Origin of the sequence: Ferrimonas balearica DSM 9799 (genome assembly GCF_000148645.1) — a bacterium.
In the GTDB taxonomy this organism is placed as follows: Bacteria; Pseudomonadota; Gammaproteobacteria; order Enterobacterales; family Shewanellaceae; genus Ferrimonas; species Ferrimonas balearica.
Genome location: NC_014541.1, coordinates 1809649 through 1836375 on the forward strand (window position 1 = coordinate 1809649; position 26727 = coordinate 1836375).

Here is a 26727-nt window from a genome sequence, read left to right on the forward strand (position 1 = left end):
GGTGGTGTTTTCGTCGTTTGCGCAGGGGCTTGGCAGCATTGGCGTCACCTTGTGCGACAATGGCAGCCTCAGTAAGAGGATTGACCCGTGAACGACACCAATTTTGACGGCCGTGCCCGTAAGTTTGCCGACAACATCTATGGCACCAGCAAGGGGCAGGTGCGGGAGGCGGTACTCTGGCACCAGCTGCAACACCGCTTCCTGCCGCGACTTGGCGAGAACGCCCGTGTACTCGATGCCGGGGGAGGTCAGGGCCAGATGGCACGCCGCGTGGCGGCCGCCGGTTACCCGGTATTGTTGAATGACCTGTCGGCAGAAATGTTGAGCATGGCCCGGCAGCGCGCGGACGAAGCCGGGCTGGCAAGCCGGTTCCAATACCAGCAGGGTGCCATTCAGCAGCTGCCGCAGCAGATCGCCCACCCTTATCAGGGGGTGGTGTGTCATGCGGTGCTGGAGTGGGCCAGCGATCCGCAGGCGGTGTTGGCTGCGCTGGCGCAATGCCTGGCGCCCGGAGGGGTACTGTCCCTGGCCTTCTTTAACCACTTGGGGGCCGAGTTCCACAACCTGGTGGCGGGCAATTTCGACAATCTGGGCGAGGCGATGACCAACCGCAAAACCCGACGGGTGCGGATGGTGCCCCACAGCCCGCTGCGCAATGAGCAGGTGATCGACTGGCTGGAAGCGTTGGGGCTGCAGGTCGAGCACCAATGTGGCGTGCGGGTGATTCACGACTATCTGCGTGACAAGAGCCTGCAACAGAGCCAGCTGGAGCGGCTGATTGAGCTGGAGTTGGCGTACTGCGAGCGGGTTCCCTACCGGGATATTGGACGCTACACCCACCTGCTGGTCAGCAAGCCTGAACAGAACTAAAAAAGCCGGCGCAATGCCGGCTTTTCTGGCTTTTCTCGGGTCAGCGTAGTGCCACCCGCACATCCTCGATGTACTTGTTGCCACTGAACACCGGATGGTCCTGCAGGGTGGGGTCAAGGGCAAAGCAGTCCTGTTGCTCCTTGGGCAGGCTGTCGAAGGCGCCGATCACCTGGTACAGCCAGGCCTCTTCAGGCCAACTCAGCGATTGTTGCTGCAGGTATTGCAGTGCCGAGAGCGGCTCAGCCCGGTCAATGGCGGCGCAGTAGAAGCGATCGACGTCCTGTTTCAGGCCATCGTCGCTGAGGGTGTAGTCCGCCACCTGTCCCAGTTCAAACGCTTCGCCGTGGGCCAGCCGGGCGTCCGCCGCTTCCCGTTCCGGTCGACGGATCTGAGACACCAGCTGCAGCAGGGTGTGTTCTTCGTCGCCCTGGGTCACGTCCACGGACGCCGGAGCGAGCAGGGCTTCGGCCTGATTAAACAGGCTGGGCACCTGAACCCGCTCAAGGTGTGGCCCGACTTTGTAATCCGGGTGCTGTTCGCAATGCAGCAGGAAGCCTTTGAGCAGGCGGGTGCGGCCCTGGATTTCGCGGAAGCGACCGAGCAGGGCCAACAGCCGGCTCTGCACCACGGCCATCTCCTGGGTGCAATCCACCAGAGTGTGTTGCAGCCCCACCACCAACAGGCGGCGCAGTTCTCGGGCATCACCGGCCAATTCGGCCAGCTCGTCAAAGCGGAACAGCTCAAGGCTGGCCAGCAGTTCAATCACTTGGTCCTGAGCCAGCCGGTTTTCACGGATCTTGGCCTCAATGGTGCCAACGTAACCAAACTCGTTGTTGATCCGTGACCACAGGCTGCGGGTGGAGTAGCGCAGGCTCTCCTTCAGGCCAAACACCTGTTCCTGCAGCTCCTGAAGGTGCACATCCGCCGCCGGGTAGTCGTGCAGGTGCAGCGCTTCCTTATAGTGGCCCGCCAGGGTTTTGAGGGTGGCCAGGGCCGAGCCGACGTTGGCATCGACCTGGCGGTTGCGCTCATCTTTGAGGGCGTCTTCCAGCAGTTGTCGTACCGGGCGGGCCAGACGCAGCGGTTCGTTCGGCTCACTGCGCTTTAGGATGCCGTTCTGCACCAGCTTGTCGACCGCCTTGGCGTTATCCGGGGTGACCTCCGCGGTGCCTGCCAGGTAGGTGTCCATCACCAGCCCGGAGTGGCGGCTGAGCAAACTCAGGAAGCGCTTGCCCGCGTCGTGCAGGTGATCGCTCACAACAGGTTCTCCTGTTTCATCACCTCAGCCTTCTGCTCCAGCGCCAGGGACTCGGTTTCATCGATAAAGCGCAGTACCTCGTACAGGTATTCGATTTTGCCGGTGGCCTGGTAGATCTGTTTTTCCGCGTTGGGGCGCACCAGGTAGCCCAGCTCGCACAGGCGCTTAAAGATCTGCTTGAGCTGCCCCTCAACGCTGGTGGAGGTGGAGTTGAACAGGCGGAAACGGGCGATCTTGCTCAGTTGTTCCGACAGTGCCGGCACATCCTCGATGGTGGTCTGCAGCTCGTTCAGGCGCACGCGCACGCCCTGGGCCAGCGGCTCATCACCGGAACCGGCTTCCTGCACCAGTACCATCCACTGCACCAGCGGTTGCAGTGACTGCACCACATCCTGGAACTGGTGGCCGAGCACGTCGCGCTCCTCCTCGCCCAGGTCCTGGTAGCTGGCGTAGTACACGGTGTCGCTCGCCGCGCTGCTGACCTGACGATTCAACACCGCCAGGTGGTCATTGACCTGTTGCCGCTTGCTTTCATTGCTGAGCAGCTCCCAGCCGGCTTCATCGCTGATTTTGCAGATAAACTGGCCGCGCAGCAGGCTCTCGATCACCCGTCCGGTTTCGCTTCTCATGCGGTGAGCTCCTCTTGCATGGCGCGGGCTTTCAGGCGTTCCGCGATGGGGCTGACTTTGGGTTGCACCACCTGCAGCTGGCGGGTGGTTTTATTGATGATGTAGCGGTTCTGGAACAGGGTAAGCACCTCAGATTCCGGGTTGGGGAACGCGCCCAGTACGGCGATGCGGTTGTTTTCGCAGGCGTCGAAGATCTTTTTGACGTTGCCGTGGTGCAGGGTACCCAGTTCGTCGATGGGCCAGTGGATCACCGTACCGGCGTTGCCCCGCAGCAGGCGGGTAAAGGCCAGCAGGAACTTACACAGGATCAGGTACGCCATACCGTGGCTGGAGGATTCGTTGAGCTGGCGGTCGGTGCGGATCACCAGGTCGGAATTGCCCTCGCGCAGGCGCAGTTCAATCTCCAGCAACTTGGCGATGCTGCCGGACAGGGCGGCGCGGCCGATCACTTCCAGCGCGCGGCGCAGGCGCTGGGCGTACTCTTCGCCCGGCAGGCCGGCAAAGCCTTGCTTCTGCCACTGTTCATGGCTCTGGATAAAGGCGGTCAGCTCATCCCAGAACTCCAGCTCGCTGATGCGCGAGCGGATCTTCACTTCGGAACCGGATACGCCGTCCAGGAACAGCTCTTCGCCGACTTCGCGGGTGATGCGGGCCGACTGGGTGCCGATGCGTTTATCGATGTCCGCCAGTACGTGGTAGTAGGTTTCCAACTCTTTGCCGAAGGTCTGGCCGGTGGTGCGTAGCACCTCCATTCGGGACGGCAGCAGGTGGTTCATCATGTACTGCAGATGCGGCACCAGCTTCATGTGGTCGAGCTTGGCCACGCCCAGATCGTTATCGGTGCTGCTCAGGCAGTCGCTGCGCCACTGTTCCCAGTTGGCGGCCAGCTCCGGCCCGGCCTTCTGGCCAATCAGGCTGTCGAAATGCTCGACTTGCTGTTTGATTACGGACAGGTGCTGGTCGCGGGCCTGCAGCTTCTCCTGAGTTTCACGCAGGCGCTCGTCCAACGGCGCGGCGGCGTACTCTTCGGCTTTGACCTGAGCGGGCAGGGACAGCTTGTTGAGGGCGGCCAGCAACTGTTTGAGTTGTTCCAGCTGCTCGTTGGCGTGGGTCAGTGCCTGTTCCGCCGCTTTCTGGCTGGTTTTCAGTTCGTCGTTGAGGGTTTTGTGTTCCCGCTGCAGCTTGGCCAGCACCTGATCCAGTTCGAGGATCTCGCGCTGGGCCACGGAGAGCTTGTCCTGCAGCTGGGGCTGCTCCAGGCTGAACGGGCCTTTAAACCAGATCTGGTAATCCGCCACCTTGTCGCGCATCGATTCGGTGCGGCCAATCTTCTGATCGATGGCGTGGATCTGCTCTTTCAGCGCCAGGATCTGGCTGTCGTCCACACCGCGCTCTTTCAGCTCGGCCTGATACCAGCGCTCACACTCGGCCAGCTCTTCGTTTTTCTGGGCGCGACGGTTGGCCAGTTCGCCGGAAAGCTGGGTCAGTTGTTCGTCGATGCCACCCAGGCGTTCCTGCCAGAACGCCTCCTTATCCATGCGGGCTTCCATCTGCTGGGCTTTGAGGTCTTCAACAAAGCCCTGGTACTCGCTGACCAGTTTTTTCAGCTCGGCCTGGACTGACTTGAGCTGTTTCTCGGACTGCTGCTTACGCTCAGCGACGGCGCTGCGCAGGGTCTGGCTGAGCTGTTTCTTCTCATCCAGCAGGCGGGCGTGTTGGCTCTTGGCGCTCTGGTATTGAGTCTGGGCCCGGATCACCGCTTCGTTGGCGCTTTGCAGTTCGGCTTGCTGCGCTTCGATGCGGGCTTCCAGTTGCGCCTGTTCATTGCGGCACTGCTCCAACGCCTGGCGGGCCTGCTCGGCGCGTTGCTCCAGTTGCTGTTCGTTCTGGGCGTATTCCGGGGTATCCAGGTTGCCCAGCTCCAGCGCCACACCAAACAGGCTGTCGCCACTGCCAATGGCAGGCTTAAGATCGCCGCGTTTGAGCAGCTCCGGGCGGATCACTTTACCGATGGTGTCGATCCACTCCGGCTTCTCCTGACGCAGGAACTTGAGCAGGGAGTGATCCTTGGGGAAGCGCAGGGCGTCGATGGCGTCATAGTCGGCCTGACACTGGGCCATACGCTGGCGTTGCTGGCTCAGCTGGGCCTGAAGGTCCTGTCGGATCTGGCGCTGGCGCTGTTCACCATCGCGCTGCTGCTCCAGCGCCTGCTCGGCACTTTGCTGTTGCTGGTACGCCTCGTCGATGCGCGCTTCCAGCACATCCAGTTGGCGACGTTCGTCGCTGCTGTAACTGGCGCTGTCGCACACCAGTTGCAGGCGCTGCTGCTCCAGCTCGAGGGTTTTCAGTTCGGCTTGGTGGCGCTGTTCGGCCGCCTGGCTCTGGCTGCGGAAGCCATCCTCCAGCGCCCGGATCTCATTCTGCTGCTGGCGCTGCAGGTCAGCCTGCTGGCTGCGGGCCTGATCCTGGCGCTCGCGCAGGGATTCGATGGCGGCGTTGTTGCGGACCTCGATCTGGCCGCGATGCTGGGTGTAGGTGGCCTCGATGTCGGAGTGCTTTTCGGTCAGCAGGGTATGACGCTCGCGCAGGTCCTGCAGATCAGCACGCCACTGGCCCAGCCGCTCCAGATCACGGGCGGCGGATTCAATGTCCAGCTCCAGCCAGTGCTGGTGTTCGTTTTCGATCTGCTCGAGGCGCTGCTCATAGCTGTTGGCGTCGGAGCGGGCATCGGCGCGGCGGTCTTTCAGCTCGCTGCTCTGGGCCTCGAACTCGCGGATCGCTTCCTCCAGCTGGGCCAGACACTCTCGGCGCTCTCGCTGGTGGCGCTCAATCGCTTCCTCCAGCAGGATCTTGTCGCTGCCAAAGCCCGCTTTCAGGCCTGCCAACTCCTGCTCGCACATCAGGAAGGCGTCGTAGCGCTGTTCCAGCTTGGCGAATTGCGGACGAGTCTGTTCAAAGTGCTGCACCAGCTGGCTTTCCCGGATCCACTCATCCACCCGGTTGGCGTTAAGGCGGGTTTGCGGAGTTTCAACGCCATCCTCCTCCAGAATGGCAGCAACCATCTGGCGGATGGTCTCCATCTTGCCCTCTTTGGAGTGCACCGCACGCACCAGCTTCTCCATATGGCGCAGTGAGGCATTCGCTTCACACAGGGCGAAGCGGGCGGCACAGTCGCGCAGCTCGCGACTGTTGCTGGCGGCGTTCATCAGGCCACGGTCATTCTGAATGATGGCACGGTAGTCTTTGACGGAGCTGATCTGGTTGGAGATGGCGACGCCCTGATCCCGGAACACCTTCCGCATCTCGCCACTGGTGTGGCAGACCACTTTGTCGTCCTGGCGGGACTTGATGTAGTCGGCCATATCGAAGCCTTTGTCGACAAAACGGTACTGCACCCCTTTGCCATCACCGGCAGAGGAGAGCACGGCCTGGGCCAAAGCCCCATCCGGACGTTCATACTCATAGATGATGTAGCTGGCATCGGTGGGCAGGTACCAGCGCTCAAAACTGTCCCGGGTGGCGGGCACAACGCGGCTGGGGTATTCACCGTAGAACACCGGCACCAGTCGCTGCAGCGTGGTTTTACCGGAGGCGTTGGTGCCACAGATGTTGGTGTGACCATCCAGTTTGAGTTCGACCTCACCGGGCAGGTGGGTCGCGATCAGTATGATGCGCTTAAGGGTCGACATTGCTTATATGGAAGCCTGAATACAGTGGCAGAAACGGCCTACGCCCGATACGACAGGGAAGGGCAGCCGGGGCGACCAGATGGGCGCGTTCCGCCAGGGTTCAAAAACCCCCATGTTATCACCCGAAGCTGGCCGAAAATCAATGCCGGTGCCTGGTTGCCGCATCCTTGAGCTAACCGGGATAAAATGTGCGCAATGAAGCGGAGTCAGTGAACCGTTATTGTCGGACACGTCTAACTCCCCGCGCCTCTGGTTGACATCGGCTTACTAAAACCGCATGTTGAACGCCGTTTTATGTAGTGAGGAAGCGGTGTGTTTCGATCTTGGGGCAAGGGGTCGGAGGCGAATGCCATACGACGACGCCAACGACGGTTGCAAAATCAGCTGAAAAAACGCCAGGCGTTTGCGCCAGGCCGACAGGCTCGCCCCTTCGGACAACCACACCCCATCGTCAGTGCCTTGCGTGCTGTGATGCCCTCCGCCCGCACCCAGGTGATCGCGTTTTCCGCGGTCGCGGCCATCAGCGCCTTCATGGCGTTGCGTCCGGATGGCGACGCCACCGTCACCGCTGAAGCCGAGCCGACTCCTATCAGTGAACCGGCCGCAGAGTCCCTCGAGTCTTCCAACCGCATCGCCCTCGACTGGCAAGCCAACCAAGACACACCCAGCGACAGTCGCGCTTCTGTGACCGCGCCACCACCGCGCCCGGCAGGCCGCCAGGCAGACGCTGAACCTGAGGCGACAACCAGTCAGGAGCCTGTACAGGTTGCCGAGGCCAGCGTGGCCGAACCGAGCGACACGGCAGCCAAACCGGACAGCGACACGGATATGGCGCTGGACGGTGCCGAGCGTCTGGCCCACGTGCCGGAGCCGGAAGTGCACGCCAAGCCGGGCTGGTTTGCCCGTCTGTTTGGCTGGGAGAAGGAAACCACCGTTGCGGTGGTCACACCCGACCAGGCCGAGCCGGTTCTGCACCCGCCGATGTCAGAAGAGCCTCAGGCCCAACTGGATACCGGCCCAGAGGTGCATTACTACACCATCGCGTCCGGCGACACCCTGAGCGGTTTGTTCAGCCGCTTTGGCATTGGCCAGGCTGAGATGTACCGGGTGCTGGAAGCGGACTATGCGGTGCTGGCGCTGGATACCCTGATGCCCGGCAACGACCTGATCCTGGAGCAGGACCGCGACACCCACGCCCTGAACCGACTCGAGTTGGTGTTTAACGCCGCCCACCGGGTGGTCTATGAGCGCCAGAGTGACGACAGTTTTGCCGTGGATGAGATGCGCCTGGATGGCGATTGGATCGCCTCTGCGGTTGATACCGAGATTCGGGGCAGTTTCTATCTTTCCGCTGAACGCGCGGGCCTGACTCCGGCGGAGATCACCCGCATCAGCACCCTGTTTAAAGACAAACTCGATTTCCGTCGCCAGCTGCGTGCGGGTGACACCGTGCGGGTGCTGCGTGAAGCCCAGTACATTGAGGGTGAAGCCACTGGCCAGGACCGCCTGCTGGCGGTGATTTTTGCCGGTCGTAACTGGGAAAGCAGCGCTTACCTGCACGACGATGGCAGCTATTACGACAGCGAGGGTAACAGCCTGTCCCGGGCCTTTATGCGGATACCGGTCAAGGGCAAGTACCGCCTGAGCTCCCACTTTAATGGCAACCGTCGCCACCCGGTGACCGGACGCATTGCCCCCCATAACGGCACTGACTTTGCGGCCCCCACCGGCACGCCGATCCTGGCCGCCGGTGATGGCCGGGTCACCCGGGTGGAGAATCATCCGATCGCCGGTAAATACGTGGTGATTGAGCATGGCGGCCAGTACCGCACCCGCTACCTGCACATGTCCCGGATCGACGTGAAGCGCGGACAGAGCGTGACCCGCGGCCAGCAGATTGGTGCCGTGGGGGCCACCGGACGAGTGACCGGGCCGCACCTGCATTACGAATTCCACATTAAAGGCCGTCCGGTTAACGCCATGACCGCCAATATCCCCATGGCCACATCGGTGGACGACGCGGATAAGCAGGCATTCCTGGCAAAGGTTTACCAGTACCAGGCGCAGATGGCGCAACTGGCCAAAGCCAACCACCAGGATGATCAGAGCGGCCCCACCGGCGCCGCAGACTGAACCAAGAAGGGCACCCCATGGTGCCCTTTTTTGTGGCCATCGCTTTACCGCCAAAACGCAGACCTTGCGCGGCTCGGTTGCTGTCCCTTTCGTTGCCCCTACTTGGCCGCATCAAAAGGACAGGCACTGAACCGGTGTTGAGCCCGCTGCGTAACCCCTCCTGCCTGTTATGTGAATGGCCACGTCCAGGCCATGGCGTTTCACGGCCCCAACCCCTTGTGTTACAGACTGTTGCGGGCCGGTTGGCATTTTGGGCGGCAGGTTTTAAACTCGCCGCATAGCGTCCCGTCGCGACAAGCTGACACAGTGAAGCTGGAGTCACGGTTTTCCGTCAACGCTGGACTGAGAATCATAACGATGCAAAAAGGAAGCAAACAGCAATGAAGCGTTCATTATTGGCGGTGGCCCTGACGGCCGCCTTCCTCACCGGTTGCGGCACTTCTGAAGTAGAGACTCAAGACGCTACCGTTGTGCAGGCGCCCCAGGGCAAACCGGAGCTGGGCACCTTTGGTATCGACCTGAGTGCCCGTGACCTGTCCGTTCGTCCCGGCGACGACTTCTTCGCGTACGCCAGCGGCAATTGGTACGACAACTATGAGATGCCGGCGGATAAAACCCGCTTTGGTGCGTTCAACAAACTGGCGGAGCGCAGTGAAGAGCGGGTAAAGGGGATCATCGATGATATTCTGTCCCGCGACGATTTGAACCAGGAGGAGCAGCTGATTGCTGACTTCTACCGTGCCTACATGGACGTCGAAACCGTTAATGCCGCGGGCCTCAAACCGATTCAGGACACCCTTGACCAGATCGAAGCCATCGATTCCCGCGCGGATTTGACCACCGTATTTGGCGAAGCCTGGCTGACCGGCGCGTCCAGCCCTCTGGCCGGTGGTATGTGGTTTAACCGTCTGGACCCCAACCAATATGAACTGAGCCTCTTCGCCACCGGACTGGGCCTGCCGGATCGCTCCTTCTACCTGGAAGACAGCGAGCGTTTCGTGAAGATCCGTGAAGCCTACCTGGCTCACATCGCTGAGATGCTCAGCTTTGCGGGTGTTGAGAACGCCGAGTCACGCGCCGAGGCCATTCTGGCACTGGAAACCAAGATGGCAGAGCATCAGTGGCCCCGCGAGAAGCGCCGTAACCGCGACCTGACCCTCAATCAGGTGAAGCGTGAAGACCTGGCCAAAGAGTACCCGGGTTTCGATTGGGACCGCTTTATCGCCCCCTCCGGCTACCAGCTGCCTCAGCTGAACATCGCTTACCCTGAGCCGACCAAAGCGATGATTGAGCTGATTGGTAATGAGCCGCTGGCTGTGTGGCAGGATTACCTGACCTTCCACACCATCAGCAACAACGCCGGTTTCCTGACCGACGAAATCTATGACGCCAACTTCCGCTTCTATGGCACCACCCTGAGCGGACAGGCAGAGCCCCGTGAACGCTGGAAGCGCGCCATCGAGCAGATGTCCGGCACCGAGTCGCTGGGCTTTGCCATCGGCAAGGTCTACGTGGCCAAGTACTTCCCCGAGTCCTCCAAGCAGCAGATGTCTGAGCTGGTAGAGAACCTGCGTACCGCGCTGGGCCAACGTATCGACCAGCTCGACTGGATGGGCGAAGAGACCAAAGTGAACGCGCGAGCCAAACTGGCGGCGTTCAACCCGAAGATCGGCTACCCGGATGTGTGGCAGTCGTTCGATGGTCTGGAGCTGTCCGACGATGATCTGGTGGGCAACGTGCAGGCCCTGCGTCGCTTCTTCCACGCCCAGAGCGTTGAGCGTGAGCTGGAGAAGACCGACCGCAACCGCTGGGGCATGACCCCGCAACGGGTGAACGCCTACTACAACAGCTCCTTTAACGAGATCGTGTTCCCGGCCGCGATTCTGCAGGCGCCGTTCTTTGACCCCAACGCCGATCCGGCGGTGAACTACGGCGGTATTGGTGCGGTGATTGGCCATGAGATGGGCCACGGCTTTGACGACCAGGGCTCCAAGTCCGATGCCAACGGCATCCAGCGTAACTGGTGGACCGACGAAGACCGCGCCGCGTTTGAAGCCCGTGCTGCCAGCCTGGTAGCCCAGTACAACAAGTACGAGCCCATCCCCAACAACTTCGTGAATGGCCAGAACAGCCTTGGCGAGAACATTGGTGATGTGGGTGGTCTGGCGATGGCCTACCACGCCTACAAGCTCAGCCTGAATGGCGAAGAAGCGCCGGTGATCGACGGTATGACCGGCGATCAGCGATTCTTCCTGGCCTGGGCTCAGGTTTGGAAAGAGAAGCGCACCGAGCAGAGCATGCTGAACCAGCTGCGTGCCGGTACCCACGCTCCGGGTCGTTACCGTGCTCTGGCACCCCGTAACCACGACGCCTGGTACGAGGCGTTTGACGTTCAGCCGGGCGACGAGCTCTACATCCCCAAAGAGGATCGGGTGCGTATCTGGTAACGGTAATTCGCGAGTCGAAACCATAAAAAAAGGGGCGTTAAGCCCCTTTTTTGTGCCCTTAACGCAGGGCTGAGCGGGTCAGCGCCACCAGTGTGTCGCGCTGCGGTCCGGGTTCCAGCGGCTGGTCAACCTTGATGCGGTAGCGGCCATTAAAGGGAAACTGGGCCAATCCAGCCTGGTTGATCGCTTCGGTGACGCAGGGGTCTTCGTCGCCGTAGGCGCGGATCTCGAACTTGATCCCTTTGGCGTAGCCATAGAGCAACACGGTGTTGTCCACCCGGCCATGCACCTTGAATCCAATGTAGGCGGATTTGTAGTTGACCTCGACCGGGCTGCCGTGCGCTTCGCTCAATACGTCGAACAGGGAATCGGCGATGGCCATGCGGTCACCGATTTTGCTGGTCCAGTAGTCGCGATCCGGCGTTTTGAATACGCCCTCTTCGCGGTCATCAATGACGGAGGCAAACTGGTCCCGGGTATCAATCGCTTTGTTAAAGATCAGCGCAGTGTCGCTCTGGTCCGGCAGCGACAGGGCAATCGCCTGAATCACCACAATGGGCATCACCTGCCCAAGCAGATTGACCACACCGTAGAAGCGCGACGCCTGCACATCCTCGGCGACCAGTACCGCAACATGCTGGTACTGAGGGTGTCGGTCTTTCTCGTGCAGCCAGTAGCTGACGGCTCGAAACAGGTGGTCGGCGTCCAGTGGGCCGCACATGCACTCGACGCAGTAACGCACGTCGTCGCCCTCCAGCAGCAGGTCGAGTCGACCGAAGTTCTGCACCCGCTCCTTATCACGGACAAACAGGTTGCCCAGTCCCAAAATCGCGGGCTCTGCGGCAATCCGGTCCTGCAGCCAATACTCATCCAACCCCGAGGATTGCTTAATGCTCACCACCGAAACCACGTAAACCTCTTAGAAAAACCGGCGCCGCAGGTCGCGGCAACAATTCGGAAGGCGGCGATGCTACCACTGCAGCACAAAGGGCGAAATGGCAATGTGACGAAGTCGGGAGCGCGGTTTGGGACAGAGGTGATTATTCCCTGCTGGCGTTCTTGCTATAGTGGCGCTTTCCATCGCTATTCACGGAGGCCTTATGGCCATCATCCCCAAAAACTATGCGTCGCTGGAGCAGGGCTACCGCGACAAGGCATTGAAGTTGTTTCCATGGGTTTGCGGCCGCTGCGCCCGCGAGTTTCAGTACTCCAACCTGCGCGAGTTGACGGTTCATCACATCGACCATAACCATGAAAACAATCCGTCGGATGGATCCAACTGGGAATTGCTGTGCCTGTTCTGCCATGACAACGAGCACGAGAAATACACTCAGGCCGCGCAATACGGCAGTACCGTGCAGGCCGGGGACGACCTGAAGCGTGAAGTGGCCACCCACAACCCCTTCGCTGACCTGAAGGCGATGATGGGCAAAAAGTAACCCTGACGATATCGATAATAGGAAGCCCCTGGATACGCAGGGGCTTTTTTTGTTGCGCGGCTCCGGTATCACTTTCTGGCATGGCCAGCTGAACCCGAGAGGATGAATTTGGCGTAGCCTGGGCCTGTGGCCAACGGAAACCATGGTAATTCGAGCGATTGAATCGCGTGTAGATTTCGAGTCCACCCTCCTGCTGGGGCATGTATCGTTAAAATCATCGGCTGGTTTAGCTGGCTTAACCAGACACCCGCCTTAAGAGAAATTGATCTCCTACTGTGCTGCAACAGCAGCTCAGTCATGCACTGGTGGATGGCAAAGTGTTTGACGGCAATGAGGTAATCTGAGAAGTGGCATGCTAATGTGAGTGCCCAGTTGGTTCCGCAAGGGGACCGTCGTCGCACTAACAGACGTGTTATCTATCCTGGGTATATCGCAAAGAAGGAACTTTGATGAAACCTTACAAGAATATTAAATCTGAGAATCTCGGGTTGTTGCTTTTACTTGCAAGGGTTACTGCAGTATTTGGTATTGTTCTTAGCGCGATGTCACTCGTCGCCATTGTCTTTAAAGTTATCTTTTCCGGGGGCTGGGCCATAACAAGTAGCCTGGCTATCATTCCAGTGTGCGTTGGAACTCTGTTTGCCTCTGGGCTAATGGCAGCAACGGTCGCAATTGAAGAAAACTATAGAATCAGAACCGTACACCTTTTGTCCAGCAGGTAGAGGTAACACAACGGTTCTGCTGAGTTGCGCGTTGCAATAGCACGTCAATAAGACGGCGCAACTGGACACTCACTTTAAAAACCTTGGTTTCCTGTTGCTTATCACGCCACCGCCGAGGTATTCGGGACTCCTGAGAAGCGATGGCTTACGGATTCAAAAGTTTAGCCCCCGTGAGTATGAGTGTTTGCTGATTCAGGTTCTGGATGTAAGGATGAGTGTTCAGATAAACAAAAGGTATCTAGTTAGACAGCATCGATTAAGGAGGTTAGATGCGCGTTGACAAGGGAGACAGCAATGGCTTATTGATTCATTCTGAAGCGTTGCCATCGGCTTTCTATTTGTTGTCTGATGAGTGTTTTTCATTCTTTTTGTTTGGTTTCGGAACATTGTTGATGCTCATGGCGACGGCAGTTATGGGCGATGTCTCGACCTTACTGATGTTGGGATTGCCGTCAGTCACTTTGTTTTACCTAATGTTCCTCCGGCCGGCTCTGTCCCTCGGCCATTACGTAAAAGAAATTGGAATGTATCAAGTCAAAGGTGGTGAGTTGATAACCTTTGATCGCAATGGAAATGTTAAAGGGCGCATTAAATATAATAAGAACCAGATTAAACTGTACGACCGTGGGGACACCTTTGATATTCGAGTGGCCAATCCGCTTGCGGATTTAATCGGCAACTTTGACTTTGGTTTCAAGGCTAATACGCATCATCTTTATATTTGCCATGTGAAAAGTGGGCCGGAAATCGTGAACCGAATTAAAGGCACTACCACTGACTCATAGAAACAGTAAACCTGGCAATTGGGAGCGATCCGGGGCGAAATCAGCGCCGACTCTCTCACCGTCGCTGCTTCGCCAGTATCACCAGCAAGATGCCCCCCAGTATCAGCACCGAGGCCAGCAGCAGACGTGCCGAAAGGCTCTCCCCCGCAAACAGGATGCCGCCGATGGCGGCGATGATTGGCACCAGCAGCTGCAGAATCGCGGCTCTGATGGCGGAAAGGTCTGACAGGGCGTAATACCAGAGGGCGTAGCCGATGCCCGACATTACCCCGCCGGAAAGCATCGCCAGTGCGACACCCTGAGTGGAGAGTTGCTGGGTATCAATGGTCAGTATCAGCAGGATTAGGGTGAAGGGCAGGGTTCTAAGGAAGTTGTCCCTCGTCGTGAGCAGGGGGTTATCGGCGCTCCGGCCCAACAGGGTGTAGGCTCCCCAGGCGATACCGGCGATGGCCATCAGGGTAAAACCCGTCAGCGACGGTGTGCTGACGCCAGGCAGCATCAGATAGGTAAACCCGGCAAACGCCAGGATCAGACCCAGCCACTCGATGGGCAGGAAGCGGTCACCGGCCAAGTAGCTGATCAGCATCATCGAAACCTGAACCGCACCAAACAGGATCAAGGCTCCGGTTCCGGTCTCCAGCGTCAGGTAGGCGTAGGAGAAGGTGAGGGCGTACAGAAACAGGAAAAAGGCCGCTTTCCAGCTTCCCTGACTGCCTCTGGGGGCCGCGCTCTGTCCGAATGAGGCAATAAACAGCAGGACAGCGATACCGGACAGCAGCCTTATCGAGGTGAAACTGGCGGCATCAATCTGTTGGTCACCCAGTGCCAGTCGGCACAGCACCGAGTTTCCGGCGAACGCAATCAGTGCCAGTGCGGTGGCGACGAGGGATTTCATGCCGGGGGGACTGGCCAGAAGGGTCGCACGGCGTCGCTCTTGGCGGCGTGGCCAGAGCCGAGTGACCATGGAGGGGACGCGACGTCAGGCCTCAATGCCCTGGTGCATTGCGCCGACAGTGGCGTGGTTGATGTCATTGTCGTCAGTGGGCGGCAGGTGGGTATCGAGGGTGACGGTAAACTCCCCTTCGTCGTACACCAACTCGGTGGGATAGCCTTGGGTCTTGAGCAGCTTCAGCATGGCGTGATTCTCCGCATGCACCAGGGCAATCACCCGGTTGACGCCCCACTCCCGCCCGGTTTCCAGTAACTGGCGCACCAGCACCCGGCCGATGCCGCGGTGCTGCATCTCGTCAATTACCAGGCAGGAGAGTTCGGCCACGTCAGAGTCGGCCGTGGCCCGAATCAGTCGCCCCGCGGCCACCATGCGCTGTTCCGGCCCCCACAGCACCACCAAAGCCAGGTGGGTGTCGAAATCCACGTCGGTATAACGTGAAATCGCCTCCAGACTTGGGGCACTGATGACCCGGAAGAAACGCATGTAGAGGGTGCGCTCCGACAGGGTGGGGTAGATGTCCCGCATCTCATACTTGTCCTCTGGCGTAATGGCGCGGATCACCACCGGCGTTCCATCCCGGGTATGGTCGGTCAGGAAAAGCCGGGCGGCTTCATCGGCATTCAGAGTTGGGCAGTGAGCGGGTGCTAATTCCATCGGCATCGGACAATAAAAAGTTTCACCTTGGCGATTGTAGCAGGACAAATTCTGGCCGCTGTTTGACCATGATCGCAATTTGCCGCTGCCGCGACAGCAACGCTGAGTCAAAAAAGGCCCACGTTATGTGGGCCTAAGGTTGGGAAATGTCAGCGACTTACCGCTCAGTCCGCCTGGCGGTTCAGGCGGGTGTCGATAAGGTGGTCCAGCACGGCCGGATCCGCCAGGGTGCTGTTGTCACCCAGGGTGCCCACCTCGTCCGCGGCGATCTTGCGCAGGAAGCGGCGCATGATCTTGCCGGAGCGGGTCTTGGGCAGGCCCGGGGCCCACTGCACCAGGTCCGGTGAGGCGAGGGCACCGATTTCGCTGCGTACCCATTGGCGCAGCGCCTGACGTAGCTCTTCGCTCTCCTCGACGCCCTGGTTGAGGGTGACGTAGGCGTAGATCCCCTGGCCCTTGATGTCGTGGGGGTAGCCCACCACAGCGGCTTCGGCCACCTGGGGGTGCGACACCAGTGCGGATTCAATCTCAGCGGTACCAAGACGGTGGCCGGACACGTTGATGACGTCATCGACCCGGCCGGTGATCCAGAAATACCCGTCCTCATCGCGTTTGGCGCCGTCGCCGGTGAAGTACATGCCACGGAACGTTTTGAAGTAGGTCAGGACAAAGCGCTCGTGATCGCCGTAGACGCTGCGCATCTGGCCCGGCCAGGAGTCCAGCAGCACCAGGTTGCCTTCACCCGGGCCCTCAATCAGGTTGCCGAGGTTGTCCACCAGTGCCGGTTGCACGCCGAAGAAGGGGCGGGTGGCACTGCCGGGTTTCAGGTCGGTGGCGCCGGGCAGCGGGGTGATCAGGCAGCCGCCGGTTTCGGTTTGCCACCAGGTGTCGACGATGGGACATTTGCCGCGGCCGATCACCTCGTGGTACCAGCGCCAGGCTTCCGGGTTAATGGGTTCGCCTACGGAGCCCATAATGCGCAGGGTGCTGCCATCCATGCTGTCGAAGTGCTCGGTTCCCTGCGCCATCAGGGCGCGGATCAGAGTCGGCGCGGTGTAGAGGATATTGACCTTATGACGGTCGATCATCTCACCCAGGCGACCGGCGGTGGGCCAGTTCGGCACCCCTTCGTGCATCAGGATGGTGGCGCCATTGGCCAGCGGGCCATACACCATGTAAGAGTGGCCGGTGATCCAACCCACATCCGCAGTACACCAGTACACTTCGCCTTCGCGGTAGTCGAACACGTACTCGTGGGTCATGGAGGCGTACACCATGTAGCCACCGGTGGTGTGCAGAACACCCTTGGGTTTGCCGGTGGAGCCGGAGGTGTAGAGGATAAACAGCGGGTCTTCCGCGTTCATTTCCCGGGCTTCGCAGAACTCGGAGGCGATGCTCATGACATCGTGCCACCAGATGTCCCGCCCAGCGACAAAGTTCACCTCTTCGTTGCCGGTGCGCTTGAGTACGATAACGCGCTCAACGGTGGTGACGTCCGGATGGTCCAGCGCGGCGTCCACGTTGGCCTTGAGGGGAACGATACGACCGCCACGCACGCCTTCGTCAGAGGTGATCACCACCTTTGACTGGCCGTCGTTGATGCGGCTGGCGATGGAGTCCGGAGAGAAGCCGCCAAAGATAACGGAGTGCACGGCGCCGATGCGGGCACAGGCCAGCATCGCCACAGCCGCTTCCGGCACCATCGGCATGTAGATGGTCACCACGTCGCCGCGGCGAACCCCCTGGCTGCGCAGGGCATTGGCGAACTTGCACACTTCGCTGTGCAGCTCGGCGTAGGTCAGGGTGCGTTGTTCGGAGGCATCGTCGCCCTCCCAGATGATGGCGGTTTGGTCACCGCGCTGCTCCAGGTGGCGATCAAGGCAGTTGTAGGAGGCGTTGAGGGTCCCGTCGTAAAACCACTTGATGTAGAGATTGTGATCGTCGAAGGAGACGTCACGGATCTTGGTGTAGTCCTTAAACCAGCTGATGCGCTGGCCGTGTTCGCGCCAGAAGCCTTCCGGATTCACCACGGATTCCTGGTACATCTTGCGGTACAGTTCGTCATTCACTTTGCTGCTCTGCGCCAGCTCGGGGCTGACGGGATAGAGAGACTGCGTACTCATCGGGTTTCCCTCTCCTGAAATGGGCGTGTTCAAAGTCTTCCAGCCACACTCAATAGGTGCCATACGACCATGGTCTAGTCGCCTTGTGGCCCGTCCTCTACCCAAACGCTTTTGAGACCAACGGTTTACTGGCACACTGTTGGGAAAACCACCGCAATACTGGACGTTATGCTCTCATCCCTCACCGTCATCATCGTGTCGCTCAGTTACGTCACGCTGCTGTTCCTTATCGCCTGGCTCGGTGAGCGTTGGGTCGGCAAACGCAAGGCGCAACTGGGGCCCTGGGTTTACGGCTTGTCGCTGGCGGTGTACTGCTCCTCCTGGAGCTTCCTGGGCACGGTGGGGCAGGCCAGCACATCGCCCTGGGCGTTCCTGCCGATCTACATCGGCCCAATCCTGCTGTTTACCCTCGGTTTTGGCTTTATTCGCAAACTGGTGATGGTGGCCAAGGCCCAGAACATCACCTCGGTGGCGGACTTTATCGCCGCCCGCTACGGCAAATCTCAGCTGTTGGCGGTGCTGGTCACGCTGATCGCCACCCTCGGCATCATGCCCTACGTGGCTCTGCAGCTTAAGGCGATGGTGTTTTCGCTGGGGCTGTTTGCCGAGGATGGGTTTATCGATAACGATACCCTGGCGCTGCTGATTGCCCTGACTTTGGCGCTGTTCGCGATTCTGTTCGGCACGCGCAAACTGGATGCCACCGAGCACAATCCGGGGATGATCCTGGCGGTGGCGTTCGAATCCTTTGTGAAGCTGTTTGCCTTTGTGCTGGTGGGGATGGTGGTGACCTTTGGCCTGTTTGACGGGCCGATGGACATTCTGAACCAGGCCCGGGCCCAGGATGTGGCGCCGTCGATGGTGCTGGACCTGGCGGACATTGGGCCGGAGGTGCTGATCTCCATGGCCGCCTTTGTCTGCTTGCCGCGCATCTTCCATGTGATGGTGGTGGAGGTGGAGCAGACCGAATACGTCGACCGGGCCCGCTGGGTGCTGCCGCTGTATCTGGTGCTGTTCTCCTGCTTTGTGATTCCGCTGGCGCTGGCGGGCCGCGTGATGCTGGGGGATGCGGTTGCCGCGGACACCTACGTGATCAACCTGCCGCTGGCCATCGGCGCGGATGCGTTGGCGGTGATTGCCCTGCTTGGAACCATCTCGGCGGCCAGTTCCATGGTGATCGTGGCGGTGGTGACCATCGCCATCATGATCTCCAACGAGTGGCTGGTGCCGCTGTTGCTGCGTTCGGGCCGCATCCGCGGCAAGAGCTTTGACCAGTTCTCCATCGGCCTGCTGAATGCCCGGCGCCTGGTGATCGTGGTGCTGCTGGTGGCGGGCTTCCTGGCATATCGCCTGCTGGACAACACCGATACTCTGGCCCGCATCGGGATGCTGGCGTTTGGCGCTTTTGCCCAACTGGCGCCGGCACTGGTGGGTGGCCTGTACTGGAAGAAGGGGCACCGCAACGGAGTGTTGCTGGGCCTGCTGTTGGGCTTTGGTGGCTGGTGCTACGTGATGGCGCGCCCGATGTTGGGTCTGGAGCTGGACGGACTGCGGTTGCTCGGCAATATGAGTGACGACATGAACCATATCCTGCTGGCGCTGATGGCCAACGCGGCGGGTTATGTGGTGGGTTCGTGGTTGTCGCGGCCCTCAGTCACTGAGCGCATCCAGTCCGGTGCCTTTGTTCAGCTTCCGGGGATGCCCAAGGCCAACCATGGTCGGGTGGGTTCCATCAGTCAGCAGGACTTGCTGCTGCTCGCCAGCCGTTTTGTCGGCCCGGCCCGGGCCTACTCCTCCTTCTCCCAGTTCTTCCCGGACGCCATTGCCCGGGAGAGTTGGAACAAACCCTCCAGCGAAGCCCTGATTGAGCACACCGAGCGGCTGATTGCGTCGGTGTTGGGGGCGTCGTCGGCATCGGTGGTGATGGACAGCGTCATGCGTGGCCGCGACTTGGCACTGGATGAGGTGTTCTCGCTGGTGGATGAGGCCAGTGCCAAGATCCTGATGAGTCAGGACCAGTTGCGCGGCGCCATCGAACACGCCTTCGAAGGGATGAGCGTGGTGGACGGCGACCTCAATCTCGTGGCCTGGAACCAACGTTACGAGGTGCTGTTCGATTTCCCCGCGGACTTCCTCAAGGCGGGGATGCCGGTGGCGGAGATCATCCGTTACAACGCGGCGCTGGGCCGCTGTGGTCCCGGTGATGTGGAAACCCACGTCGATAAACGGGTGGCCTTTATGCGGGCCGGTTCCGCCCACACCTCGGAACGCCAGCATGCGGATGGCCGGGTGATTCGGATCCGTGGCAACCCGATGCCGGACGGCGGCTTTGTGATGACCTTCAGTGACATCACCGATTTCCGTGCGCAGGAAGCGGCATTGAAAGAGGCCAATGAAAACCTGGAAGCCCGGGTGGCGGAACGTACCGCCGAGCTGGGCCAGCTTAACGCCCGGTTGATGGAGTCCAAAGCGGCCGAGGAGCAGGCCAACCAGTCCAAATCCCGGTTCCTGGCGGCGGTCGGTCATGACCTGATGCAGCCGCTCAACGCCGCGCGGCTGTTTACCGCGTCCCTGATGCAGGAAACCCGGATGCACCCGAAAGACCATGAAACCGTGGTGCACATCGCCGGCTCCCTGAAAGCGGCGGGGGAGATGCTGTCTGACCTGCTGGACATCTCCAAGCTGGACGCCGGTACCATGACCGTGGAGCGTCGGGCGGTGAACCTGGCCACGGTGCTGGAACCCCTGACTGTGGAGTTTTCCGCGATGGCGGCCAACAAAGGGCTGACCTTCCGTCATCGATTGCGGGATTTGACCCTGGACACCGACCCCAATCTGCTGCGTCGATTGGTGCAGAATTTCCTCACCAACGCTCTGCGCTACACCGATTCCGGTACGCTGCTGCTGGGCTGTCGTCGCCGTGGTGATGCGGTGGAGATCCAGGTGTACGACACCGGCTGCGGCATCGCCGATGATCAGGTCGAGGAGATCTTTAAGGAGTTTCGCCAGGTCGAGGGGCAGGGTGAGCGTGCCGGTCTGGGCCTGGGTCTGGCGATTGCGGACCGCATCGCCAAGGTTCTCAATACCCCGCTTAAGGTGCGCTCCAGCCTGGGGATTGGATCGATGTTCTCAGTGACGGTACCGCTGGCCCGCTACAAGGTACAGGCCACCCGGGTCAGTGCGGTGCGTACCGCGCCACTGCAGGGGGTGAAGGTGCTGTGCATTGATAACGAGGAGGCGATTCTGGCGGGCCTGGAGAGTTTGCTGAAGCGCTGGCAGTGCAAGGTGGTGACCGCCAAGGATCTGGCCGATGCCCGGATTCGACTGGGGTTGAAGGGGTTTGCCCCCGACATCGTGCTGGCGGATTACCACCTGGATAATGGCCAAAGTGGTCTGGAAGCGATGGATGGCATTCGCAAGCTGTACGGTGCGGAGCTGCCCGGTATCCTGATCACTGCTGATACCCGCAAAGAGCTGGTGGAAGAGGTGGAGAGCCGGGGCTATCGCTATATGGCCAAGATGGTGCGGCCCGCAGCACTAAGGGCGATGATCTCCGCGTCGGTGAAGTGACCGACAGTGGCAGAAAAAACGCCCCCTAAGCGGGGGCGTTTTGTTTGTTGCTGTCCTATTGCGGCTCAAAGGCTCGGGTCCGTTCCACCACAGTGACGGTGGTCTGCCCCCGATAGCTGACGCCAGAGAGGTTGAGCTGCGCGGAGAGCGTGGCGCTTCCCTCCTCGAGTCCATACACCACGCCATCGGCACCGCTGAACGTGGCAACCCGGTTGTCGCTGGAGATCCAGGCAGCGTATTGGGTGATCGCCACCTCGGTGCCGTCACTGAGCTCCGCCGTCGCCGTTAATGGCTGGATGGCGCCCACCTGAATTGTGGGGGCATCGGGCTCGATCCGGATCCCGGTGATGGTGACCGCACTGCCTTTCACCGTAACTTCCAGCGTGCCAGCGTAGGTTCGGTTGCCAACGGTGTATTGGCCGCGGAAGGCGGCCACGCCCTCAGCGATACCGCGAACCTGGCCGGGCAGATCCGTCAGTACCGCGATGGTGGGATCAAACGCCTCCCAAACCGCATCCGCCGTCACATCCACCTCAGTGCCGTCCACCCAGATGGCGGTCGCGTTCAACTGCAGCAGGCCGTCCTTAAGGATGGTTTGGTTATCGGGCGTATAGCGCACGGTGCTGACGGTATCGTTCGGGTCGGTAATGGTGGCATTGATCGAGGCATTCACCCAGGAGCCCACATTGACGGCGCCGTTGATGGGGGTACGGCCGGTTTTAACGCCGTACACAAATCCGGTGCTGTCCACCTTTGCAATGGCGTCATTGCCCGGGCTCCAGATGGCCGTGTCGGACACATCGACCACCGAGCCATCATCAAACCGGGCCGTCGCATAGAGCTGGCGGGTGCTGCCAACCGGCATTTTCAGTTGCGAAGGCACAATCTCTACCGATACGACGCTGACCATTGGCCCCAGCACTTTTAGCTGGCCCACGCCAAGGTAGCTTTGCCCGGCGTACTGGTAGCGGGCCTGGATGGTGGTTTCCCCATCCTTCAAGCCCAGGAACTGACCGTCACTGGCCAACTGCGCGGCAACCGTGGTGTCATCGATGGACCACTGTACTTGGTCGCTGACGTCGATGCGTCGCCCGTCATCCATCAATGCCGTGGCGCGGTAGGCCGCGGTGCCGTTGACCAGAATGGTTTGTTGCCTGGGGCTCAGGTCCAGTGCCAGCAGCTGCACCTCCGGTGCCTTCACCCGAACATAGGCTTGCGCCTGATACAGTCGGCCCTGATAAGCCCGGGTTGCCGTGATCACCGTTTCACCAACCCCATTGGCAATGACGTGGCCACCCGGCGCCACACTGGCAATGTCGGGGTCCCCCGACTGCCAGCTGACGTCTGAGGAGACCTCCTGTTCGCTGCCGTCGTCCAGCAGGGCATAGGCCTGAAGGCTGATGCCGCTGCCCAGCAGCAGATCGGTTTGCCCGGGGCGAACCTGAAGCGCGGTAATCGACACACTCTCTTCGGTCACCCACAACTCGGCCTGAGCCTGATACAACACGCCATTGAGACCAAAGCTGGCCTGCACCTGAGTTGCGCCGCCGCGATGGCCGGTGGCCACACCTTGTTGAGTCAGGGTGGCCGTTGCGGCTTCGCCGGATTGCCAGCCGACCTTATCGCTGACATCGAGACGGGTGCCATCTTCAAGGGTTAAGGTCGCGGTATAGGGCTGAGTGCCGTCAACCAGAACCGAAGCGCGGAAGGGCGCCAGAGAGAACTCTCTGATCGATACGGTTGGTGCCAGCACAAACAGGCTGGCTTGCGCCTGATGCAGCTGCCCCTGATAGCCCAATGCGGCCTGGATGGTGGCCTGTCCCTCGGTGAGACCTTCCGCCACGCCAGTGCTGTTGATGACGGCGTTGGTGGATAAGGAACGCCAGACAACCTGTTCGGTCACACGCTGCTTGCTGCCATCACTGAATATCGCTTCCGCCTCAAAGGCGAGGCTGTCGCCGATCAGAACGCTGTCCCGATAGGGAAACACCTGCAGCGACACCAGTGACAGGGTTGGGCTCAGGACGGTCAGGCTGGCATCAGCCTCCAGCAGGGTGCCGGGAAGCGAAGCCAGGATGTCCGCAGAGCCGGCACTCAAACCCGTTGCCTGGCCAGTGGCATCGATCACCGCAATGGCACTGGATTGGCTTTGCCAGTTCACTTCTGTGGTCACGTCATGGTCGCTGCCATCGCTGAAACGCGCGCTGGCGGTATAGCCGACCTGGCCGCCAATCAGGGTGCTGGCCCGGTAGGGGGTGATACTGAGGGATTCCGCCACCGCATCGGTGACGGACAGCTTACCGCTGCCGCTCAGGCCCTGATAGCTGGCCTGAAGGGTGGCGTCGCCCACGGCGTGTCCCTGAGCCAGCCCAGCGGCACCACCGCGACTTCCGACGGTAGCAAGGGTGGGTTGGTCGCTTTGCCATTGGCTGAACTGGGTCACGTCCCGTACCGAGCCATCGGTATAGCTCAGCAGGGCCTGGAACGGTTGGGTACGTCCAATGGGGGTGGCGGCCAGGGACGGGGTTACCGTCAGCGCGACCGGCTCCGCCTCGGAGAGGGTGACCTCGGCACTGGCGGATAAGCCACCAAATGCGGCTTCAACGGTGGCGGTACCGGGCCTTTGACCTTGTATGCCGCCCGCGTCGGGGCCTGCGGCAACGAGCCAAAGTTTTTCGGGCTGAGCGGTACTCCAGGACGCGCGTTCACTGACCGTCTCTTCATGGCCATCGGTGTAACGTGCAATCGCGTGCAACCGGGATTCGACGCCAACCGGCAGCTCGATTTGAGCCGGGCTTATCTGCAGCGACTCTAGCATCGCATCGGTGACCGTTTGCACCGCTTCACCTTCCAGTCCGGCGACGCGGGCCGTGATGGTGGTACTGCCGGGCTTGAGCGCCAGCGTGCGGTTGGCCAGCGCGCCGCTGCCGGAGAACTCCGCCACACTGACATCGCTGCTCTGCCAACTGACCCGCCGGGTCAGGTCCTGGATGTGGCCATCGCTGAACACACCCAGCGCCTGATAGGCGACACTGACACCAACGGGCGCGCTGGCCACCGGGGGGGAGACCTGAATCGAGGTCAATACCGCATCGGTGATGGTGACCCCCGTGGTCGCCTCTACGCCGCCAAAACTGGCCTGGATCTGGCTGTTACCCGGCTGCAATGCGACGGCGTCGCCCGCCTCGGAGCCGGCATTGACCATCTGAACCACGTCGGCCTCGCTGCTGCGCCAGATCGCTTCGCGGGTCACGTCGCGGGTGTGGCCATCACTGTAGTAGGCCAGCGCGGTATAGGTTCCGGTGGTGCCGGCGGGATAGACTCCATCGACCGGCGTTAACTGAAGGGCGGTGACGGAGGCATCGGTCACGTTGATGCCGGCCACCACACCGAAAGACTGTTTGGGTAATGTCAGCGTCGCTTCGAGCATCCCCAGACCAACAGCAATGCCTTTTACCAGGCCGGGATGGTTGGCTTCATCCATCGCTTCCAGATACTGCGCATCCAGGGCCCAGACCACCTCATTGGTGACGTCGATCCGCTGCTGTTCAGCCAATATCAGCGCGCTGTGCATCTGTATGCTGGTTCCCAGTGGAATGGAGGCATCGCTGGGTGTCACCTCCAGTGCGACCGGCTCCGCGTCCAGCACAACCAGACGGGCACTCTGCTGTTCCTCTTTCCAACTGACGATCACCTGAGTATCACCGGTGGCCAGTGCGTTAACCCGACCGGTACCGATGAGGTTGGCTACGGCGCTGTCTGCAACCGTCCATTGTGCGACATCGGTGATGGGGTGTTCGCTGCCGTCCTGATACAGCGCCAACGCCTCATATTGTTGCGTCAGTCCAACCAGAGTGAGGCTTTCAACGGGGGTGAGCCGCAGGCTTTGCAGTGTCTTATTGACGACCACCAACGACGCCTCGCTGGTGACGCCATCGAACTCGCCCCTAACCCGGGTTTCACCCACTGCCAGTGACGCCAGAAGACCACTGGTGTCGATGCTGGCGACGTTGCCGTCAATGACTTGCCAGGCCGTCTCAGCGGTGACATCGGCTTTGCGGTCGTCGCTGTAGATCGCGACAGCGCGGTAGGGTTGAGTGACCCCAACGTCCAAGGTCTGATCGAAGGGTGTGATCTCCAGCGCCACCAGATGGGGGGCACAAGGGTTATCAGGTTGGCCACAACCGGCAGAAGGAAAGCCGGAATGGCTGCCATTACAGGCCGACAGCATCAGGCCCAGCAGCAGGATTACGCTGCGGATTGTGAGGGTCAGGGGGCGGTTCATTGGTCGACCTCCATGCCTGGAATGTAAAGGTGTACCCGCCGATTCTGGGCGCGGTGCTCTGCGGTGGCGTTGTCGATCACCGGCAGGCGCTCGCCAAAGTCTTCAATACGGATTCGGTCAGGCTCGACGCCCTGGCTCTGCAGATAATCGGCCACCGCCTGGGCGCGACGATGTGAGAGTGAAAGGTTGTATTGGGAGCGGCCGGTCGAATCGGCAAAGCCCTGGATAAACACCTGAGCATCGGGGTAACGCAGCAATCGCTCGATAATGTCGGACAGGGGGGAGAGGTCAGTCAGCTCGCTGCTGTCAAAACCGAAGTGGAGTTCCCGGTGCAGGGCAGGCAGCACCACAGGGCCAGGTGGGGGAGTGGGGGTGGGCTGAACGGCGCGCGTTCGGTCGGCCCCAAAGCGGTACTGTACGCCGATGGTGGTCAGCCACAGGTTGCTGCCACCCAACTCATCGCTGCCAACGCCATCACCGTATTGGGTGGCCAGATTAAGCTGCCAGCGTTGGCTAAAACGGTAGCCCAGGCCGACTTCAGCAACCGGAGCCCAGCCCTCGTCCTTGCGGGTGGGGGTAGGCCCTTCAACCTTGCCCTGCCAGTAGAGGGCGCCAAGCTTGCCGAACAGCTCGACCTGTTCGGTCACGGGCAGGCTGGCCCGGGCTGATAATGCCCAGCCCCGCTGGCTTCCGGTGTAGGTGCCGTGCGGATAGGTAAAGGGGTAGGTGGCCTCAGCCTGGCCAAAGTCCAGGTATTCCAGTTCAGCCGCCCAGTTGGGACTGAATTGATAACCCAGTTGGGCGCCCCAGCCCAGGTCATCCTTATCACAGTCACTGGCACCCGACTCGCAGCCGTTGTGGTAGTGGCTCCAGCCGGCTTTGGCACCCAGATAAAGGTGATCCGCATAGGTGTCATCACCCGCTTCGGCGCTGACGGTAAACGGCAAACAGAGGCACAGCAAGGTACCGAGTCGGCCAATATTTAAGAAGGAGACGCTCATGGCAATTGTCTCTTTGTCGATAGGGGAAGTCGGGGGAGTGGCGCCGTGCTGCCAGGGCAAATCGGCATCTCCTTGCCGGATTGGAAAAACGTATCCTGTCGCGCAGGGTCGCGCAAAAAATAATCCGCAAATATGGTGCGGGAATTAATGGCGATAAATCAAACGCTTTG

At 60.5% G+C, this 26727-nt stretch carries 16 protein-coding genes; 7 read left to right on the plus strand and 9 right to left on the minus strand.

Annotated elements, in window-relative coordinates:
* The first annotated feature begins 87 nt into the window (after nt 1–87).
* Nucleotides 88–870, plus strand: coding sequence for a methyltransferase domain-containing protein (locus FBAL_RS08255; RefSeq protein WP_013345140.1), 783 nt, complete (start codon nt 88–90; stop codon nt 868–870).
* 40 nt (nt 871–910) lie between these two features.
* On the opposite strand, the gene FBAL_RS08260 is transcribed toward FBAL_RS08255, so the two are convergent.
* The 3 genes from FBAL_RS08260 to FBAL_RS08270 are packed head-to-tail and all read right to left on the minus strand — an operon-like array spanning nt 911 to nt 6446.
* Nucleotides 911–2128, minus strand: a complete 1218-nt coding sequence (locus FBAL_RS08260) for a hypothetical protein (protein WP_013345141.1) — start codon at nt 2126–2128, stop codon at nt 911–913.
* Nucleotides 2125–2757: a condensin complex protein MksE gene (locus FBAL_RS08265; RefSeq protein WP_013345142.1), complete on the minus strand. Its 633-nt coding sequence runs from the start codon at nt 2755–2757 to the stop codon at nt 2125–2127. The genes FBAL_RS08260 and FBAL_RS08265 overlap by 4 nt, the downstream gene beginning before the upstream one ends.
* Nucleotides 2754–6446: an ATP-binding protein gene (locus tag FBAL_RS08270; protein WP_013345143.1), complete on the minus strand. Its 3693-nt coding sequence runs from the start codon at nt 6444–6446 to the stop codon at nt 2754–2756. The genes FBAL_RS08265 and FBAL_RS08270 overlap by 4 nt, the downstream gene beginning before the upstream one ends.
* Nucleotides 6447–6758: 312 nt before the next feature.
* Here FBAL_RS08270 and FBAL_RS08275 point away from each other — a divergent pair, with 312 nt between their 5' ends.
* Both FBAL_RS08275 and FBAL_RS08280 read left to right on the plus strand, forming a co-directional pair.
* On the plus strand, nt 6759–8579 hold the full coding sequence (locus tag FBAL_RS08275; RefSeq protein ID WP_148226723.1) for a peptidoglycan DD-metalloendopeptidase family protein: 1821 nt from the start codon (nt 6759–6761) through the stop codon (nt 8577–8579).
* A 380-nt stretch (nt 8580–8959) separates the two neighbouring features.
* Entirely contained in the window at nt 8960–11026 is a 2067-nt protein-coding gene (locus FBAL_RS08280) for a M13 family metallopeptidase (protein ID WP_013345145.1), read from the plus strand.
* 58 nt (nt 11027–11084) lie between these two features.
* Here FBAL_RS08280 and FBAL_RS08285 read toward each other — a convergent pair whose 3' ends face one another.
* Complete coding sequence (locus tag FBAL_RS08285) at nt 11085–11924, minus strand: hypothetical protein (protein WP_148226724.1); 840 nt, start codon at nt 11922–11924, stop codon at nt 11085–11087.
* Nucleotides 11925–12126: 202 nt separating this feature from the next.
* Here FBAL_RS08285 and FBAL_RS08290 point away from each other — a divergent pair, with 202 nt between their 5' ends.
* The 3 genes from FBAL_RS08290 (at nt 12127) to FBAL_RS08300 (ending at nt 13972) form a co-directional block, all read left to right on the plus strand.
* Nucleotides 12127–12465, plus strand: coding sequence for a YajD family HNH nuclease (locus tag FBAL_RS08290; RefSeq protein WP_013345147.1), 339 nt, complete (start codon nt 12127–12129; stop codon nt 12463–12465).
* A gap of 449 nt (nt 12466–12914) precedes the next feature.
* On the plus strand, nt 12915–13187 hold the full coding sequence (locus FBAL_RS08295; protein WP_013345148.1) for a hypothetical protein: 273 nt from the start codon (nt 12915–12917) through the stop codon (nt 13185–13187).
* 269 nt (nt 13188–13456) lie between these two features.
* Entirely contained in the window at nt 13457–13972 is a 516-nt protein-coding gene (locus tag FBAL_RS08300) for a hypothetical protein (protein ID WP_013345149.1), read from the plus strand.
* Between the two features lie 55 nt (nt 13973–14027).
* On the opposite strand, the gene FBAL_RS08305 is transcribed toward FBAL_RS08300, so the two are convergent.
* From FBAL_RS08305 to acs, 3 genes are all read right to left on the minus strand, one after another.
* Nucleotides 14028–14867 (minus strand): DMT family transporter, encoded by an 840-nt coding sequence (locus tag FBAL_RS08305; protein WP_013345150.1) that lies wholly within the window; start codon nt 14865–14867, stop codon nt 14028–14030.
* A gap of 84 nt (nt 14868–14951) precedes the next feature.
* A complete protein-coding gene (locus tag FBAL_RS08310) occupies nt 14952–15578 on the minus strand; it encodes a GNAT family N-acetyltransferase (protein WP_171814258.1) in 627 nt (208 codons plus the stop codon).
* Nucleotides 15579–15742: 164 nt separating this feature from the next.
* Nucleotides 15743–17701 carry an acetate--CoA ligase gene (gene acs / locus FBAL_RS08315; RefSeq protein WP_013345152.1) on the minus strand — a complete coding sequence of 653 codons (1959 nt, stop codon included), beginning with the start codon at nt 17699–17701 and terminating at the stop codon, nt 15743–15745.
* A 168-nt stretch (nt 17702–17869) separates the two neighbouring features.
* Here acs and FBAL_RS08320 point away from each other — a divergent pair, with 168 nt between their 5' ends.
* Nucleotides 17870–21271, plus strand: a complete 3402-nt coding sequence (locus FBAL_RS08320) for a hybrid sensor histidine kinase/response regulator (protein ID WP_013345153.1) — start codon at nt 17870–17872, stop codon at nt 21269–21271.
* Nucleotides 21272–21326: 55 nt separating this feature from the next.
* Here the strand turns inward: FBAL_RS08320 and FBAL_RS08325 are convergent, their stop codons facing one another.
* Both FBAL_RS08325 and FBAL_RS08330 read right to left on the minus strand, forming a co-directional pair.
* Nucleotides 21327–25556, minus strand: coding sequence for an Ig-like domain-containing protein (locus FBAL_RS08325; protein WP_013345154.1), 4230 nt, complete (start codon nt 25554–25556; stop codon nt 21327–21329).
* Nucleotides 25553–26557 (minus strand): OmpA family protein, encoded by a 1005-nt coding sequence (locus FBAL_RS08330; RefSeq protein WP_049779408.1) that lies wholly within the window; start codon nt 26555–26557, stop codon nt 25553–25555. Before FBAL_RS08330 ends, FBAL_RS08325 begins: the two co-directional genes overlap by 4 nt.
* Between the last annotated feature and the right edge of the window lie 170 nt (nt 26558–26727).

What these genes read in the sequence shown, in the direction of transcription:
- FBAL_RS08280 (WP_013345145.1), top strand. Translation starts at nt 8,960, where the DNA reads ATGAAGCGTTCATTATTGGCGGTGGCCCTGACGGCCGCCTTCCTCACC.
- acs (WP_013345152.1), bottom strand. Translation starts at nt 17,701, where the DNA reads ATGAGTACGCAGTCTCTCTATCCCGTCAGCCCCGAGCTGGCGCAGAGC.
- FBAL_RS08290 (WP_013345147.1), top strand. Translation starts at nt 12,127, where the DNA reads ATGGCCATCATCCCCAAAAACTATGCGTCGCTGGAGCAGGGCTACCGC.
- FBAL_RS08305 (WP_013345150.1), bottom strand. Translation starts at nt 14,867, where the DNA reads ATGAAATCCCTCGTCGCCACCGCACTGGCACTGATTGCGTTCGCCGGA.
- FBAL_RS08270 (WP_013345143.1), bottom strand. Translation starts at nt 6,446, where the DNA reads ATGTCGACCCTTAAGCGCATCATACTGATCGCGACCCACCTGCCCGGT.
- FBAL_RS08320 (WP_013345153.1), top strand. Translation starts at nt 17,870, where the DNA reads ATGCTCTCATCCCTCACCGTCATCATCGTGTCGCTCAGTTACGTCACG.
- FBAL_RS08295 (WP_013345148.1), top strand. Translation starts at nt 12,915, where the DNA reads ATGAAACCTTACAAGAATATTAAATCTGAGAATCTCGGGTTGTTGCTT.
- FBAL_RS08265 (WP_013345142.1), bottom strand. Translation starts at nt 2,757, where the DNA reads ATGAGAAGCGAAACCGGACGGGTGATCGAGAGCCTGCTGCGCGGCCAG.
- FBAL_RS08310 (WP_171814258.1), bottom strand. Translation starts at nt 15,578, where the DNA reads ATGGAATTAGCACCCGCTCACTGCCCAACTCTGAATGCCGATGAAGCC.
- FBAL_RS08325 (WP_013345154.1), bottom strand. Translation starts at nt 25,556, where the DNA reads ATGAACCGCCCCCTGACCCTCACAATCCGCAGCGTAATCCTGCTGCTG.
- FBAL_RS08300 (WP_013345149.1), top strand. Translation starts at nt 13,457, where the DNA reads ATGCGCGTTGACAAGGGAGACAGCAATGGCTTATTGATTCATTCTGAA.
- FBAL_RS08330 (WP_049779408.1), bottom strand. Translation starts at nt 26,557, where the DNA reads ATGAGCGTCTCCTTCTTAAATATTGGCCGACTCGGTACCTTGCTGTGC.